Annotated in this window: 20 protein-coding genes; 11 read left to right on the forward strand and 9 right to left on the reverse strand. The window is 57.3% G+C overall.

The features are described from left to right. Positions 1-185 (reverse strand): shikimate kinase (locus NV64_RS10330; protein WP_304529219.1); only part of this gene is annotated, 185 nt, incomplete at its 3' end. Positions 186-485: 300 nt separating this feature from the next. Between NV64_RS10330 and NV64_RS10335 the strand changes: the two genes are divergently transcribed. Then, on the forward strand, positions 486-1,211 hold the full coding sequence (locus tag NV64_RS10335) for a DUF2076 domain-containing protein (protein WP_056233879.1): 726 nt from the start codon (positions 486-488) through the stop codon (positions 1,209-1,211). Positions 1,212-1,250: 39 nt separating this feature from the next. Here NV64_RS10335 and NV64_RS10340 read toward each other — a convergent pair whose 3' ends face one another. Next, positions 1,251-1,697, reverse strand: a complete 447-nt coding sequence (locus tag NV64_RS10340) for a YaiI/YqxD family protein (RefSeq protein WP_056233877.1) — start codon at positions 1,695-1,697, stop codon at positions 1,251-1,253. Positions 1,698-1,955: 258 nt separating this feature from the next. On the opposite strand from NV64_RS10340, the gene proC reads away from it, so the two are divergent. After that, positions 1,956-2,765, forward strand: a complete 810-nt coding sequence (gene proC / locus NV64_RS10345; RefSeq protein WP_072166314.1) for a pyrroline-5-carboxylate reductase — start codon at positions 1,956-1,958, stop codon at positions 2,763-2,765. Between the two features lie 123 nt (positions 2,766-2,888). Here the strand turns inward: proC and NV64_RS10350 are convergent, their stop codons facing one another. From NV64_RS10350 to cspA, 4 genes are all read right to left on the reverse strand, one after another. Further along, entirely contained in the window at positions 2,889-3,194 is a 306-nt protein-coding gene (locus tag NV64_RS10350) for a PsiF family protein (protein ID WP_056233875.1), read from the reverse strand. A 150-nt stretch (positions 3,195-3,344) separates the two neighbouring features. After that, complete coding sequence (iraP, locus tag NV64_RS10355) at positions 3,345-3,611, reverse strand: anti-adapter protein IraP (protein WP_056233873.1); 267 nt, start codon at positions 3,609-3,611, stop codon at positions 3,345-3,347. 606 nt (positions 3,612-4,217) lie between these two features. Then, positions 4,218-5,411, reverse strand: a complete 1,194-nt coding sequence (locus NV64_RS10360; RefSeq protein ID WP_101505861.1) for a multidrug efflux MFS transporter — start codon at positions 5,409-5,411, stop codon at positions 4,218-4,220. A gap of 166 nt (positions 5,412-5,577) precedes the next feature. Beyond that, positions 5,578-5,790 (reverse strand): RNA chaperone/antiterminator CspA, encoded by a 213-nt coding sequence (cspA, locus tag NV64_RS10365; RefSeq protein ID WP_056233869.1) that lies wholly within the window; start codon positions 5,788-5,790, stop codon positions 5,578-5,580. Between the two features lie 574 nt (positions 5,791-6,364). Between cspA and NV64_RS10370 the strand changes: the two genes are divergently transcribed. Next, positions 6,365-6,820: a redoxin domain-containing protein gene (locus NV64_RS10370; protein ID WP_158239889.1), complete on the forward strand. Its 456-nt coding sequence runs from the start codon at positions 6,365-6,367 to the stop codon at positions 6,818-6,820. 31 nt (positions 6,821-6,851) lie between these two features. Here the strand turns inward: NV64_RS10370 and NV64_RS10375 are convergent, their stop codons facing one another. Continuing rightward, on the reverse strand, positions 6,852-7,148 hold the full coding sequence (locus NV64_RS10375; RefSeq protein WP_101505863.1) for an I78 family peptidase inhibitor: 297 nt from the start codon (positions 7,146-7,148) through the stop codon (positions 6,852-6,854). 354 nt (positions 7,149-7,502) lie between these two features. Between NV64_RS10375 and NV64_RS10380 the strand changes: the two genes are divergently transcribed. The 6 genes from NV64_RS10380 (at position 7,503) to NV64_RS10405 (ending at position 13,274) form a co-directional block, all read left to right on the forward strand. Beyond that, positions 7,503-8,162 carry a CPBP family intramembrane glutamic endopeptidase gene (locus tag NV64_RS10380; protein ID WP_056233863.1) on the forward strand — a complete coding sequence of 220 codons (660 nt, stop codon included), beginning with the start codon at positions 7,503-7,505 and terminating at the stop codon, positions 8,160-8,162. A 135-nt stretch (positions 8,163-8,297) separates the two neighbouring features. Then, complete coding sequence (locus tag NV64_RS10385) at positions 8,298-9,866, forward strand: ABC transporter substrate-binding protein (RefSeq protein ID WP_056233861.1); 1,569 nt, start codon at positions 8,298-8,300, stop codon at positions 9,864-9,866. Continuing rightward, entirely contained in the window at positions 9,866-10,927 is a 1,062-nt protein-coding gene (locus NV64_RS10390; protein ID WP_101505864.1) for an ABC transporter permease, read from the forward strand. Before NV64_RS10385 ends, NV64_RS10390 begins: the two co-directional genes overlap by 1 nt. Continuing rightward, positions 10,924-11,778, forward strand: a complete 855-nt coding sequence (locus NV64_RS10395) for an ABC transporter permease (protein WP_056233858.1) — start codon at positions 10,924-10,926, stop codon at positions 11,776-11,778. Before NV64_RS10390 ends, NV64_RS10395 begins: the two co-directional genes overlap by 4 nt. Further along, positions 11,768-12,616 (forward strand): ABC transporter ATP-binding protein, encoded by an 849-nt coding sequence (locus NV64_RS10400; RefSeq protein ID WP_056233855.1) that lies wholly within the window; start codon positions 11,768-11,770, stop codon positions 12,614-12,616. Before NV64_RS10395 ends, NV64_RS10400 begins: the two co-directional genes overlap by 11 nt. Then, complete coding sequence (locus tag NV64_RS10405; RefSeq protein WP_056233853.1) at positions 12,609-13,274, forward strand: ABC transporter ATP-binding protein; 666 nt, start codon at positions 12,609-12,611, stop codon at positions 13,272-13,274. Before NV64_RS10400 ends, NV64_RS10405 begins: the two co-directional genes overlap by 8 nt. Positions 13,275-13,426: 152 nt before the next feature. Here the strand turns inward: NV64_RS10405 and NV64_RS10410 are convergent, their stop codons facing one another. Then, positions 13,427-13,621: a hypothetical protein gene (locus tag NV64_RS10410; RefSeq protein ID WP_056233851.1), complete on the reverse strand. Its 195-nt coding sequence runs from the start codon at positions 13,619-13,621 to the stop codon at positions 13,427-13,429. Positions 13,622-13,988: 367 nt separating this feature from the next. Here NV64_RS10410 and NV64_RS10415 point away from each other — a divergent pair, with 367 nt between their 5' ends. Next, positions 13,989-14,192 carry a KTSC domain-containing protein gene (locus NV64_RS10415; protein WP_101505865.1) on the forward strand — a complete coding sequence of 68 codons (204 nt, stop codon included), beginning with the start codon at positions 13,989-13,991 and terminating at the stop codon, positions 14,190-14,192. A gap of 202 nt (positions 14,193-14,394) precedes the next feature. Further along, entirely contained in the window at positions 14,395-14,646 is a 252-nt protein-coding gene (locus NV64_RS10420) for a hypothetical protein (RefSeq protein ID WP_056233847.1), read from the forward strand. Positions 14,647-14,712: 66 nt separating this feature from the next. Here the strand turns inward: NV64_RS10420 and NV64_RS10425 are convergent, their stop codons facing one another. Then, positions 14,713-14,943 carry a hypothetical protein gene (locus NV64_RS10425; protein WP_056233845.1) on the reverse strand — a complete coding sequence of 77 codons (231 nt, stop codon included), beginning with the start codon at positions 14,941-14,943 and terminating at the stop codon, positions 14,713-14,715. Between the last annotated feature and the right edge of the window lie 40 nt (positions 14,944-14,983).

The following is a 14,983-nucleotide window of genomic DNA, read 5'->3' on the forward strand; positions in this document are numbered from 1 at the left end:
GTCTCACGGCGACGAAATCCTGACCAGCCCTCAGCTGCCACCACCTCAGCTACCGTTTGCCCACCGATCTGCTGCAGATAACGGTCGGTGTCGATGAAGGCATAGCCCAATGCCAATGCCAGCGCTTCGCCCACGGTGCTTTTACCGCAGCCACGTGCGCCGATCAGATAAACGGGTAACGACATAACAGGGCCCTTCCTCTGGCAGACTCTGGCGTGAGCCGCATTACCGGCACCACGAGTGAATAACTGGAGCGAATAATACCGGACATTTTATCCGCGGACCAGTAGTAACGTTTTATTTACAGCTAACAGAGGGTGAACTTCATTTAATTACATAGATATTATAAGGTTAACATGTAAATAAAAAATTACACACCAGCATGGAATCAAGATAAATATCGCAACATTTGCTTACTCCAGCATAATTTACTTTCCCCCCCGTCCGATCAAAATAGAGGCATCGCCCTTTTACGGAGAACAACCATGCAAAACGAAGAGCAACATCTGATTGAAAGCCTGTTCAGCCGTTTAAAACAGGCGGAGTCACAGTCCAGCCCGCGCGACGCCGCGGCGGAAAAACTGATTCAGCAGCGGGTCCTGCAGCAGCCGGGGGCCCCCTACTATATGGCCCAGGCGATCCTGATTCAGGAAGCGGCGATGAAGCAGTTAAACAGTCGGGTCAGCGAGCTTGAAAGCCGCCTGCAGCAGCAACAGCAGGCACCGCAACAGAGCAGCGGCGGATTTCTCGCCGGGCTGTTTGGCGGCGGTAATCGTGCGCCGCAGCCGGCTCAGCAGCCCGCCTCTTCGGCCTGGGGCAGCGCCCCTGCCCAGCAGCCGGCCTCAACGGGATGGACTCCACCCCAGCCGCAACAGCCACAGCAATACGCTGCCGCCCCCGCGGCCGGGCGAGGCTTCCTCGGCGGCGCGCTGCAGACCGCGGTCGGTGTGGCCGGCGGTGTGGTGATGGCGGAGATGCTCAGCAGCATGTTTCACCATACGCAGCCGGAAGAGATTGTAAATATCATTAACGAACCGGCGCTGCCGGAACCTGATTTCGATCCGGATCAGGACACCTTTAATAATAACGACCACGGGTCGTTCTTCAGTCAGAACAGTGACCAGCCGCAGGATAACGCGGGTGACTTCGCCGGCTTCGGAAGTGATGATTTTGATAACGGCTATGACGACGACGATGACAGTTTTGTCTGACCACTGACGCAGCTCCCCCGGAGGAGTCAGGGGAGCTGTTTACCTCTGCTGTTGCAGCCATTTATCCAGTTCGTTGGCAAACTGCTGGCGATCGCGCTGGTTGAGCGTCGCCGGGCCTCCTGTCTGCACCCCGCTGGCGCGCAGGGTATCCATGAAGTCTCGCATGGTCAGGCGTTCGCGAATCGTCGCAGGGCTGTAGCGTTCACCACGCGGATTCAGCGCCACCGCCCCCTTCTCAATCACTTCGGCAGCCAGCGGAATATCGGCGGTCACCACCAGGTCGCCCGCCTGTGCACGGCGAACAATTTCATTATCCGCCACGTCAAACCCTGCCGCTACGCGCAGCGTGTGTATAAAGCGCGACGGCGGTACGCTAAGCGGCTGGTTCGCCACCAGCGTAACCGTCATCTGCGCACGCTCAGCGGCGCGGTACAGCACCTCTTTAATCACCTTCGGGCACGCATCGGCATCCACCCAGATCGGCATAGTCAGTTCCTGTTTTCCCATCGTTCAGGCTGGCGATCATCCCACCGTTTGGTTGAATAACAAAGAGAATACGTTCGGGAGAAGCAAACACTGGCGCCGCCCGACGCGTTTTTACCCGGTGCCAGCCTGCTGCAAAACCCGGCAGATCTGCCTGGTGATAATCGAAACCCAGTGCCAGAAGGTTCCAGCACGGCCTGAGCTGCGGTAAGGTGAAAGGGCATTAGCCATCTTTCAGACAGAACAGACAGGGAGAACAGGGTGGACAAGAAAATTGGTTTTATCGGCTGCGGCAATATGTCTAAGGCAATCATTGCGGGCCTGGTCGCTGGTGGGCAGATAAAAGCGGAGAATATCTGGGTTTTTGACCGCAAACCTGCCACCAATCAGGCCATGCAGCAGCAGTATGGGATTACCCCGGCGGAAAGTGCCGAACAGGTGGCGAAACAGGCGGATATACTGTTTGGTGCGGTTAAGCCTAATGTGATCCTCAACGTGCTCAAAGAGGTTGCCGGCAGCCTGAATAAAGAGACACTGGTGGTGTCGATTGCGGCGGGCGTGACCCTGGATTCGCTGGCCGGCGTGCTGGGCCATGACCGTAAAATTGTGCGGGTGATGCCGAATACCCCGGCGCTGGTGAATGAGGGGATGACGTCAGTCACACCTAACGTGCTGGTCAGCCGCGAAGAAGCTGATGAGATCGTGGCGATTTTCAATGGATTTGGTAAAGCGTCGCTGGTACCGGAGTATCTCATCCATGCCGTGGTCGGGGTGAGCGGCTCTGCGCCCGCCTACGTCTTTATGTTTATTGAGGCGATGGCCGATGCGGCGGTGCTGGGCGGTATGCCGCGTGCGCAGGCCTATCAGTTCGCCGCCCAGGCGGTGAAAGGTGCCGCACAGATGGTGCTGGAAACCGGTAAACATCCGGGAGAGCTGAAAGATATGGTCTGCTCACCGGGCGGCACCACCATTGAGGCGGTCAGGGTGCTGGAAGAGAAAGGCCTGCGCGCCGCCGTGATTGAGGCCATCCAGCAATGTATGGCCAAATCCGAGCGGATGAGTAAAGCCTGATACCGTCGGGCAGGCGCAGCGGTCATGCCAGAAACCAACCGGGTGCACAAGAATGCACCCGGTCTGAAGGAGAATTACCCGCTTAACGCCCGAGGAGCACTAGCCGTTAGCGGCCTCCCGCCATTAACCCTTTTTAAGGCAACTGCTCATAAAGGTTTTACGCTCATCCCCTTTCAGGGCTTTCTGGGTCGCATCCGCGTTACAGGTCTTCATTTTCATCTGCTGCGGCGTCATGCCCTCCATCTTTTGATCTTTCTTCAGGCAGTTGCTCATAAAGGCTTTACGATCGTCACCTTTAAGCGCTTTCTCACCCGCCTGTTTGTTACAGACCGTCATTTTTTCCTGCTGAGGCGTTTTATCTGCTGCTACAGCATTACCGGCAGCAAGCAACGACAGCAGTACAGCCGAGATCAGCATGCTAGTTTTCATACCCTTCCCATCCCTTTATTGTTTTTAAACCAACATAAAGTGTGGCACGTGAAAAGTATTCGGTGAGAAAAAAAGAGAATAATGCGGGCAAGATCGTGGCAGAAGGGATTATTTTGTCACCGTCGGTGATTCGGTGACAGCTGGGCAGGATTACTGACGTGGGTGGGTCAGCAGACGCTGAATATAATTCTCTAACAGGGTGACTTCTTCCGGATGATCGGTACCCGCATCGGAGACGGAAGCAGTATTCATCGCCGAGGTGACGCTCTCATTAATCTGGCGCAGATGCTCGCTATCGAGCTTGCGCAGCAGCGCGGTCATCACGATTTCCAGTGCCTCAACCTGAGCGACCAGTTCTTTCGATTCTGCTTCTTTTTCAGCCAGTCTGATCAGTAGCTCTGCAACAAGGTTTTTCATAACACTGTCTCAATATAATAAAGCAAGACGGTATCATCGAAGTAATGAAAAGAGAATAACCTTTTTTATTATATTTTCGCTGCTTATGCACCATAAAGGGGAGAAATGCGGGTAATGAAAAGCGAAACGTTTCGCTTATTGATTATTAAAGTTTAATCCCGGATGTTATTGCTGTTAATGAGTACCGGAGCCCTCTGTGTTGCTCCGGTTTAAACGGTCAGCTAAGCATCAGGGTGCCATGAAGCCACCGCGTGGCCCGCCGCCGCCATGGCCGCCGCCGTGACCACCACCGCCCCAACCGCCGCCGCCACCCGGTGGTGGGAACAGGCAGCCACTTAATGCTGCAACCAGCGCAACGACACTCACCGCTTTAAGAATTCGAATCATGGGATAACCTCAGTTTGTCATTTCGCGGTGATAGTAAGCGCCGTTCCAGCCGCTCACAATGCAGATTACTCTGGTTCCACGGGCTTTTTACCGGCGGTAACCGCGCTTAACATTTTCCTGCGGTTATACCGACGAAAAGCTGTAGCCGCCCTGCGCTCAAACCCATTTTCAGCGTCGATCATCGTCCGGGGGACGCAGGTGAATGACGATCGCGGCGCCTTAACGCGGGTGAGGCCGCCGATAGCACCAGATCAGCTGCACGGTATTGACCAACACCACCAGACCGGTGGCGGCAAACACCCAGCGGAAGCCGCCGCCGGCTGAAATCACGGATCCCATCAATGGACCCACCACGTTACCCAGATACATAAACGACTGGTTATAGCCAAAGATACGCCCGGTCACCTGGTCGCTGGAATAACGCAGTAGCAGCGTCTGTACCGCCGGCATCATCGCACCTTCCGCAAAGCCCAGCAGGAAGCGCAGTATCGCCAGCTGGGTGGCGCTGGTCACCCAGGACATGCCGATAAACAGCATTATTGTCAGGATCAGTGAGGCAAACAGAATGCGCTGCGCGCCAATCCGATCGCCGAGTTTACCCAGCGAGGGGGCCGAGAGCAGCGCCGACACGCCAGGGATCGCCGCAACCACGCCGCTGAGGAAGGCGATATTTTGTACGTTCGGCTCCAGTTCGCGCACAAACAGCGTTAATATCGGGCTTATGGAGCCGTTACACAGCTGGATAACCAGGGTGGTCATAAACAGGCTGATCACCAGCCCCGGCCGGCTCAGCGTGCGAAATACCATCGTGCCACTAAGCTTGTCCTCTTTCCTGACCCGCGGCGGCCCGCCCTCTTTAATCAGAAAAAGGGTGATCATAAAGCTTACCAGCAGCAAACCCGAGGTAAGCAGAAATACCGCCCGCAGCCCAACCCAGTCGGCCAGCAGCCCGCCCATCAGCGGCCCCAAAATCACCCCGCAGATCTGTGCGGTAGAAACCATGCTCAGCGCCCAGCCGCTGCGCTCACGCGGCACCTGTGAGGCCACCAGCGCCATCGCGTTAGGGATATAGCCGGAGGTCAGCCCCATCAGCGCACGCAGCGCCAGCAGCTGCCAGACGTTGGTGACGAATGCCTGCAGCAAAATCACCGCGCCCATGCCAAAAGAGGCGCGTAGCAGCATCAACTTGCGCCCTTTACGGTCGGCAAGGCTGCCCCACATCGGTGAAACAATCGCAGAAATCAGAAAGGTAATGCTGAAAATCAGGCCGGACCACAGCGTCAGAGCGCCGGGATCGGTAACACCGAGTTGCTCAACGTAGAGCGGCAGAAACGGGATAATCTGACTGATGGCCAGGCCGGTAAACAGACAACCGAACCAGACTGAGATGAGGTTAACCTTCCAGGATTCCATTGTGACGGCTTTATCTTCTGGCTTCACTATGAGCCAAAAGTGTACCACGACGAGCCTGATATTTTTCCGCGCCTGAAAGCAAAAAACCCGCCAGAGGCGGGTTTTTTGTATTTCGTTGTTAACAGAACCGGTTTAACCGATTCGCTGACAACGAAGCAGGCATCACTTACAGCGCAGTAACGTTTGCAGCTGCAGGGCCTTTCTGGCCGTTCTCGATAGAGAACTCAACTTTCTGGCCTTCTTCCAGAGTTTTGAAACCCTGGTTCTGGATTGCAGAGAAGTGTACGAACACGTCTTTGCTGCCGTCAGCTGGAGAGATAAAGCCGAAACCTTTCTCAGCGTTGAACCATTTTACTAAACCAGTCATTTTGTTAGACATGTGTCTATCCTTCAATATTGTAGATAAGCCGCATAGGGCACGAGGTTTGTCAACAGGGATTACTATGAGGCACTCAAGAAGGAGGTCAGTCAGCGTTACGCTTAACTGAAGACTGCTTTACTAAAATTGCTCGCATACGTGGGTCTGTATCAAAACCGACGGACACATTTACTCATAACACCATCGCGATAACAAGCATTAATAAAACAAAAAAAGTCATTAAATGTCAGCTTATTGAATTTAAGGGGAAAAAATCAATCCTGCGCGACAAATGTGCTGCGCAAACCGCCAATGCCATCGCCACAGGGCAACCCGCTCTGGCATCCGCAGGTAGACGCCATCCGCCCCACAAGAAACGGCGAAACCTGCTGCGGATAACCTATACGAATGTTTACACGCCGAACGATTGCCATTCGTCATCACACCTTTAAGATAAGCCCCCGACCAGCGGCCGCCCCGCTCCGTTATCGCGTTGAAATAAATCAGGAGACGGCTTGTGAGCCAGTGGAACAGACGACTTTTAAAACGTGCCCGCCAGCTGTGCCAATACCTGCTGCTACCGCTGATAATCATCGTGTTAACGATTAAACTTCACGATAGCCTGCGCGCCCCGATCCTGCCGGCAGATTTCGCCACACGCTCGCTGCACACGATTGACGGGCGCGATCTGACCCTGGCCGAGCTGAGCGCTAAAAAGCCGCTGGTGGTATGGTTCTGGAACCGCTGGTGCGCCGCCTGCCAGGACAGCCTGCCGCTGATGATGCGGCTTGACGGCAAACGCATCGGGGTGCTGACGGTTGCCGTCCGCTCGGGGGATGACATCGGTATAGTGCGCTACCTGCAGGGGCATCACCTGGCCGTCCCCGTAGTCAATGACAGCCGCGGTGAACTGGCCGATAGCTGGCAGGTCACCGCCTCTCCTACCATGATTATCGTGGCGAAAGGTGAAGCGGTCAGCACCACCAGCGGTTGGACCAGTGACCTTGGGGTATGGATACGGCTGTGGTGGGTGCGTAAATGGCAGTACTGACGGGCCCGTGCACAGGCCCGTCAGCAGCCGCTTAACCGCAGTAGACGCGGGTGATTTTCTGCTGCTGGTCGCCCATAAAGTTCAGACGATTAAGATTAAAATCCATGGTGACCGCGGAGTTATGCGGGATAGCACGCACCGGCCCCTCGAAGCGCACGTCGTTAATCGACGAAAGCGGCTTGCCGACATACTGCTGATACTGCGACGCACCACAGCGATCCAGCTCAGGATCCACGGCGGCAGACGCCGCGCCCTTGTTGCCCGCTGACTGGCAACCTGACAGCGCCATCAGCGCCGTGACTACCGCGATTTTTCCATAAATGGTCATGTTTTCTGCTCCTCTTTTTGCGTAGATAACCAGCGATTTACTGTGAAGACTAACAGATTTAATCGCGTAAGCCGCAAGAAAAACAGCTCATATTGCTGCCTCCCTTGCCTTTTAAGGCGCACGCATCGCTCAAAAAAACCTTACCTGCGGGTTATAATTTCAAGGCTAATCCTCAAGAGAAATACAGTATGGAACTGACTCTGTTTCTGGCTTTTGCCCTGTTAATGACGCTGGTGGCGGTAAAAGTCCGTTAACCCTGTGTGCGCCTGCGCAATGATTTCCCATGCAGGCACACCATCGACAGCCCACCGTGCAGACGTTATCATCGTTGCCTCCTGGCACAGAGAACTCTGCATGACCCTACCCGGCGATCGCATCACCCATACCCTGCTCTGTGCAGGCGCACTGTTTATCTGGTATGCGATTAGCGTGCTGGTCGGTGCGCTGCCGAATTTCACTTACCTGCAGTCCAGTGGCCTGCTGATGCCGCTGCTATGTGCGCTGGAATTTGCCGCGCTGGTGCCGGTTTACCGCTGGTATGTTCGCAGTTATGACACCCCGATCCCCTCAGGCAGGCTAACGCTGCGCCAGGCGTTGCTGTTCAGCGCGATGCTAATCGCGCTGATTGCTGCACAGTCACTCTATCTGCAGCGCGAAGGCTGGACCGGTGCGCAGCAAACCGGCTCGCTGTATACCGTGGTGCTGTTCTCGCTGGCGGTGGTCTTTCTCGCACCGGTGTATGAGGAGATCCTGTTCCGCGGCTTTGTGCTGCAGGGGCTGTTACTGTGGGCACCTCGGCAGCGGCTGGCCTGTTCGCTGCTCAGTTCGCTTATTTTTGCCGCCGTGCATACCCAGTACGTGCATCTGCAAACGCTGATCGCGCTGGTGCTGCTCTCGCTGCTGCTGTGCGCGGCTCGCTTCGTTTCCAACGGACTCAGACTCCCCATTTTTCTGCATATGCTCAATAATTTCCTTGGCGTTGCACCGGGTCTGTGGCTGGCTTTTTCCCATTAATCCACAGCATCTCTGATGTTTATAACTCTTTTTGCTGGCTTATAACCATTACTCATAACGTTAGCCAATAATCTACTATGGTTATTTCGCAGGGTTAAATTACACTCGCGACAAATCTTAAGGTAAGGAAACACCATGAAATTTTTAGCTCCCTCAGTGATGGCGGTAGCCCTGGCGGCCTCCTTTACCGCGACGGCTGCCACCCCGGCTGACACGCTGGTGATCGCTCAGTCTATCGATGATGCCAGCAGCTTCGATCCGGCTGAAGGTTTTGAACTGACCTCGGTACAGGCGTTTACTAACCTCTATCAGCGCCTGGTTCAGTCTGACCCACAGAACCCGACCGACCTCAAGCCGACGCTGGCCACCAGCTGGCAGCCGGGTGCGGATAACCGCAGCATGACCTTCACCCTGCGCGATGATGCCAGATTTGCCTCCGGCAACCCGCTGCGCCCGGAAGACGTAATCTTCTCTCTTTCGCGCGTGGTAAAGCTGAACCTCGACCCGTCGTTTATTCTGACTCAGCTCGGCTGGACCAAAGACAACGTTGATGCCCAGCTGAAAAAAATCGACGATAAGCACGTGCAGATCAGCTGGAGTGCCGACGTCAGCCCGACCTATGTGCTGAGCCTGCTGGCCGCCCCGGTCTCATCAATCGTTGACGAAAAAACCGTCGCGGCCAATGCGAAAAATGGCGACTTCGGCAACAAGTGGCTGGGCCTGCACTCTGCGGGCAGCGGCCCGTACCAGATCCGCAAGTTTATCCCCCATGAAGTGGTGCTGTTCAGCGCCAATCCGACCTCACCGGCCGGCGCACCGAAGCTGAAAAACGTGCTGATTAAGAACGTGCCGGAGCCGGCCGCACGCCGCCTGCTGCTGGAGCAGGGTGATGCCGATATCGCCCGTAACCTGGGTGCCGATCAGATGGCGGCGCTAAAGGATAAGGCCGGCGTCAAAACGCTGGCGGTGCCGATGGCCTCGCTGTACTACGTTCAGTTCAATATCGACGCTAATCCGGTGCTGAAAAACCCGGCGCTATGGGAAGCTTCGCGCTACCTGTTTGACTACAAAGGCATTGCCAACGACCTGCTGAAGGGCCAGTTCCAGGTGCATCAGTCGTTCCTGCCGGAAGGTTTCCTCGGTGCGCTGAACGATAATCCGTTCACCTATGACCCGGAGAAAGCCAAAGCGATCCTGAAAAAAGCCGGCCTGACCAACGTCAGTTTCAAGCTCTCCACCAGCAACCAGCCGCCGTATCTGGACATCGCCCAGGCGCTGCAGGCCAGCTTTGCCAAAGGTGGCGTGAAGGTTGAGGTGCAGCCGGGCATCAGCAGCGAGGTCGCAACAAGGGTTAAGGCGCACCAGTATGAGGCGACGCTAAACGCCTGGGGCGCAGACTATTTCGACCCGAACACCAACGCGGCCGCCTTCGCCTATAACCCGGAAGACGGCAGCAAAACGCTGGCCTGGCGCTCCAACTGGCATATTCCGGAGCTGAGCAAACAGACGCTGGCCGCCACCGCAGAAACCGATCCGGCGAAGCGCGTAGCGCTGTACCAGAAAATGCAGCGTGAAGTGCAGCAGCATTCACCGTATGTGGTCGGCATGCAGGCGCGTAACCTGGTGGCGCTGCGCGATAATCTGCAGGGCTATGTGCAGGGTATCAACCCGGATATGGTTTATTACAGCCAGGTCACCAAGTAATGCTGAGTGGTTCAAGCCAACGCGGGGCCCCTGACGGGGCCCGTTTGTTCTGGCGGCGCAGCAGCGGCGCGCTGGGTGCGCTGATTTCACTGGCGGTTACCCTGGTCGGGCTGCTGGTGTTCACCTTCGCCCTGTCACACCTGTCACCGGTGGATCCGGTGCTGCAGATCGCCGGCGATCACGCCAGTGAATCCACCTACGCCCAGGTACGCCGCGATCTCGGCCTCGATCAGCCGGTCTATATGCAGTTCTGGCACTATCTGACCCACCTGCTGCGCGGCGATCTGGGCATCTCCAGCATCACCAACCAGCCGGTGGCCAGCGATCTGCTGCGTACCTTCCCGGCAACCGTTGAGCTGGCCACCTGCGCGATGATTTTTGGCTCGGTGGCTGGCATCCTGCTGGCGCTGGCCGCCGCCTGGAAACCGGGCAGCGTGCTGGATAACGTCGCCAGGCTGATTTCCCTGCTTGGCTATTCGGTGCCGGTGTTCTGGCTCGGGCTGCTCGGGCTGCTGCTGTTCTATGCGGTGCTGCACTGGTCGGCCGGGCCGGGAAGGCTGGACGATATCTGGATCTACACTCTGGAGCCGAAAACTGGCCTGGTGCTGATTGACAGCTGGCTGTCTGGCGACGCGGAGATGTTCCGCAACGCCATCGCCCATCTGTGGTTGCCGGTAACGGTGCTGGGGCTGCTGTCGATGGCTACCATTACCCGCCTGCTGCGCGCCGCGATGCTGGAAGAGAGCAGCAAAGAGTATGTGACGCTGGCGCGGGCCAAAGGGGCCAGCCGCGGTCGCATCCTGCTGCTGCATATCTTTCCTAACGTGCGCGGCACGCTGATTACCGTGCTGGCGCTCTCCTATGCGTCGTTGCTGGAAGGTTCAGTGCTGACCGAAACGGTCTTCGCCTGGCCGGGCGTCGGGCGCTATATGACCACCGCGCTGTTTGCTTCAGATACGCCGGCGATCCTCGGATCCACGCTGCTGATTGGCGGCTGCTTTATCATCATCAACGCGCTGGCGGATGCGTTAACCTATCTGACCGACCCGAGAACCCGATGAGCCACACTTCAACCGTTCCACCGCGCCTGCGGCCGCAAACCGCACGGCGCAATATCACCTTAGGCATCGGCCTGACGCTGGTTGGCCTGCTGATTCTGACCGCGCTGTTCGCGCCGCTGCTGGCTCCATACGATCCTAACGCGCAGGAGATGGCCGTGCGCCTGACGCCGCCGTCCGCCGCTCACTGGCTGGGCACCGACGGCTTTGGCCGCGACCTGTTATCCCGCGTGATTTATGGCGCAAGGCCCACCCTGCTGCTGGTATCGCTGATCCTGGTGCTGACCATTCCGGTCGGCATGCTGATCGGCATCAGCGCCGGCTATCTCGGTGGCTGGAGCGAGCGGGTGCTGATGCGCATTACCGATATTTTCCTGTCGCTGCCCAATCTGGTGATCGCCCTGGCGCTGGTGGCGATGATGGGCCCCGGTCTGATGAACGGCGCGCTGGCGCTGGCGCTCACCAGCTGGCCCCCCTTTGCCCGCCAGGCTCGCGCCGAAACTCTGGCGCTGCGCCGCAGTGACTATCTGGCGGCGGCACGGATGCAGGGTATTAACGGCCTGCGCCTGATGTTTGGCCATATTCTGCCGCTGTGCCTGCCTACTGCCGTGGTACGTGCCGCGCTGAGCCTTGGCGGCATTATTCTCGCTGCCGCCGGGCTGGGATTCCTGGGCATGGGCATCCAGCCGCCGACCGCCGAATGGGGCTCGATGGTTGCCGAAGGCAGTAAGGTGATTTTCGACCAGTGGTGGGTGGCCGCCGTGCCCGGCGGCGCAATTCTGTTTGCCAGCCTGGCCTTTAACCTGACAGGCGACGGCCTGCGTGACCGACTGGATACCCGAAATGGCAACTGATACAACCGCGCCGATCGTGGCAGAGGGCCTGACGATTTATGCCCCCTCCGGATCGGCGTTAGTGAATAATATTAGCTTCACCCTTGGCCGCGAACGCGTGGCGCTGGTCGGCGAGTCCGGTTCCGGCAAATCGCTGACCGCCCGTGCGCTGATGGGGCTGCTTTCACCTTCGCTACGGCTGCGGGCCAACACCTTCAGCGTGGCCGGTGAAGATGCGCTGACGCTGAGCGAGCGCCGCTGGAGCCAGCTGCGCGGCAGCCAGCTGGGGATGGTGATGCAGGACCCGAAATATGCCCTCAATCCGATGCGCACCATCGGCTGGCAGGTCGCCGAGCCGCTGAAGCTGCACGGCCGCTTCAGCCGGGCGGAGACCAGAGAGAAGGTCTGCGAGATGCTGGATGCGGTGGGCCTGCCGCAGCCGGCCGAGCTGATGCAGCGTTACCCGCATCAGCTCTCCGGCGGCATGGGCCAGCGGGTGATGCTGGCAATGGCGCTGATCGCCGAGCCACGCTTTTTGATCGCTGATGAGCCGACCTCGGCGCTCGATCACGCGATGCGCGATCAGGTACTGGCGTTGATCCGCAAGCTGGTGGAACAGCGCGATATGGGGCTGCTGCTGATCAGCCACGATCTGCAACAGGTATCCGAACACTGCGAGCGGGTGATAGTAATGTACCAGGGCGATATTCTCGATACCCTGCAGGCCGCCGATCTGCCCCACGCTACCCACCCCTACACCCGCACGCTGTGGTCATGCAGGCCGAACAAATCCACGCACGGTAAGCCACTGCCGGTGCTGGACCGCGCCGCGCTGCAGGCCGGAGGTCAGCATGATTGAGTTAAACCAGCTGAGCGTAGCGCACAGGCAGGGCTACGAGCTGCGCACCGTGGTGCATGATGTCAGCCTGACCATCGCTGCCGGTGAGTGCTTTGGCCTGGTCGGCCCCTCAGGCTGCGGCAAATCGTCGCTGCTGTGGGTGATGGCCGGACTGAACCCGCACTGGCAGGGCCAGATGCGGCTGGCAGGACATACGGCGCTACCCGGCAACGCCTTCACCGGGCAACTTCGCCGCGACGTGCAGATGGTGTTCCAGGATCCCTATGCCTCGCTGCACCCGCGCCATCGCCTGCGCCGCACGCTGGCAGAGCCGCTTAAGCTGCTAAAATTGGACAACATCAACGATCGCATCGATAGCGCCTTCAGCCACGTCGGGCTGGATACGGCGCTGGCGGATCGCTATCCGCATCAGCTCTCCGGCGGCCAGCGCCAGCGCGTGGCGATCGTCCGCGCGCTGCTGCTGGAACCGAAGATCCTGCTGCTTGACGAACCCACCTCGGCGCTGGATATGTCGGTACAGGCGGAGATCCTCAACCTGCTGAATCAGCTGAAACAGCAGGAGAACCTGACCATGGTGCTGGTCAGCCACGATCCCGACGTGATCGATCATATGTGCGATCGTGCGGTACATATGGATCGCGGGCGGATTGTCGGCTGATTCACCCTTCAGATACAGGGATCGGAGCAGGGAGCAGGTCAGATGATCCGGGGGAGTTACGATGACAGCGCCCGGCACCTGTGGGTGCCATTGCGATCGGACCACCAGAAACAAACCTGTTTCAGCCCCGGGTCAGCGGGGCATTCACAATATCAGGAGATCGCGGAGTCTGACGCGTGTTTGTGCTTGTCCGCTTCAAAGTGCGCTTTGAACTGCTCGTAAATCGAGATCATATTGGAGGCATCCCCCTGCAGCGGGCTGAGCTTTCCTGCGCGTACCAGTTCAATCACCAGCTGAAGTGCAGCCTGTTTTGGGCTGCTGGACGGATGTGCAATTTCGTTCGACATAAAAAATCCCGTTAAGACATTGAGTGCTAAACTTTAGCAAGTTTGGCCGGGCCGGGTGAAGCTTTTTGCTCCCTCTCACCGCAACAGTGCCGCTGTCCTCACTGGCGCTGCAATTAATCTGTACAAATAAATTTATCTTGTACAACTTTCCGAAGTTCGTTACAGTGTCTGCCTGTAACGAATTATGCATTTGCATGGCCTCGGAAAGTGCTGCTGGGTTTCCATTTTCCGAGGCAATTTTTTCCCCGCTCCCTCCCTGATTAACTTTTCGTGCCACCCCCCCTGTTTTCTTGATCGCCGACAAGGCAGAACCGGTCACGCAGGCTAAAATTTAACCACCCATTGCAAAACAGTAAGGGAGGTTAAGATGAAACGTCAGCGTGTAGCATCATCCACTATTCAGTCCATCGGGTATGACGCTGACAGGCAAATTCTGCAAGTGGAAACCTGTTCCGGTAACATGTTTACCTACTGTCACGTTCCGCTTACCGCCTGGCATTTCCTGATGGCTGCGCCCTCAAAGGGCCAGTTTTTTAATCAAAACATCAAGCATCACTACCCGACACGTTAAGTGATGGTTTTTAAGCGGCGGGGCGTTCTGCCCCCCGCCTTTGCCCGCACGCCGGACCTTTTGCGCTCCCGGTCTCATCGCCAGCCGTTCGCCGTTGCCTTATGTTTACTTTTCGCCCAATAATATGCTGACACTACCGGCCCGGCTGACTATTATCAAAGCTGAATTTACGCGCGCTCAACGGCGCTTTCGGAGGGTTAGCATGGCGGATCGTCGGGATTCTTTTAGCGTACTGCGCGCTGCACTGTTGTCCCCCTTGCTGGCGCTGCCGCTGGCGGGCTACATCCCCGCTTTATACGCGGAAAAAATTACCATCGCGCTCAGTCAGGAACAGGACGGTGGGCCTGCCGGACGGGCATGCATTTATGTTCATCAGGGTAAGGCAGAGTATCGTTTGGTGAAAGCGGGAGAAACCTGCGCGGCAGAGATTGTGGTGGAGAGCCATCAGAGCTGACGCTCAGCGGTGGCCATCCCGTGGCCACCGGTGCCGGTGAAACATCAGCCGGCGATCAGCATCAGGCTAGTAACGCGCCTCGGCAAATTTGTGCGGCTGATTGATTGCCCGCCGGGCAATCCAGTAGAGTAAAATCCGTTCGTCATCGTGATCCTGATCGGCCATCGCCAACAGTTTCAGACCCAGCGTCGCTTTGTTAACCGGTTGCCCGGTCATACTCAGGTCGACCACCGCCTTACCGATGATAGTGCACACTTCTTCGTCACTGGAAACGGGTGAATCTGATTCGCTACTCATTTTCTCCTCCTCTTTGGTCAAAGATTAAGCATAGCAAATC

The organism is Erwinia sp. B116, from assembly GCF_002865965.1.
GTDB lineage: Bacteria > Pseudomonadota > Gammaproteobacteria > Enterobacterales > Enterobacteriaceae > Erwinia.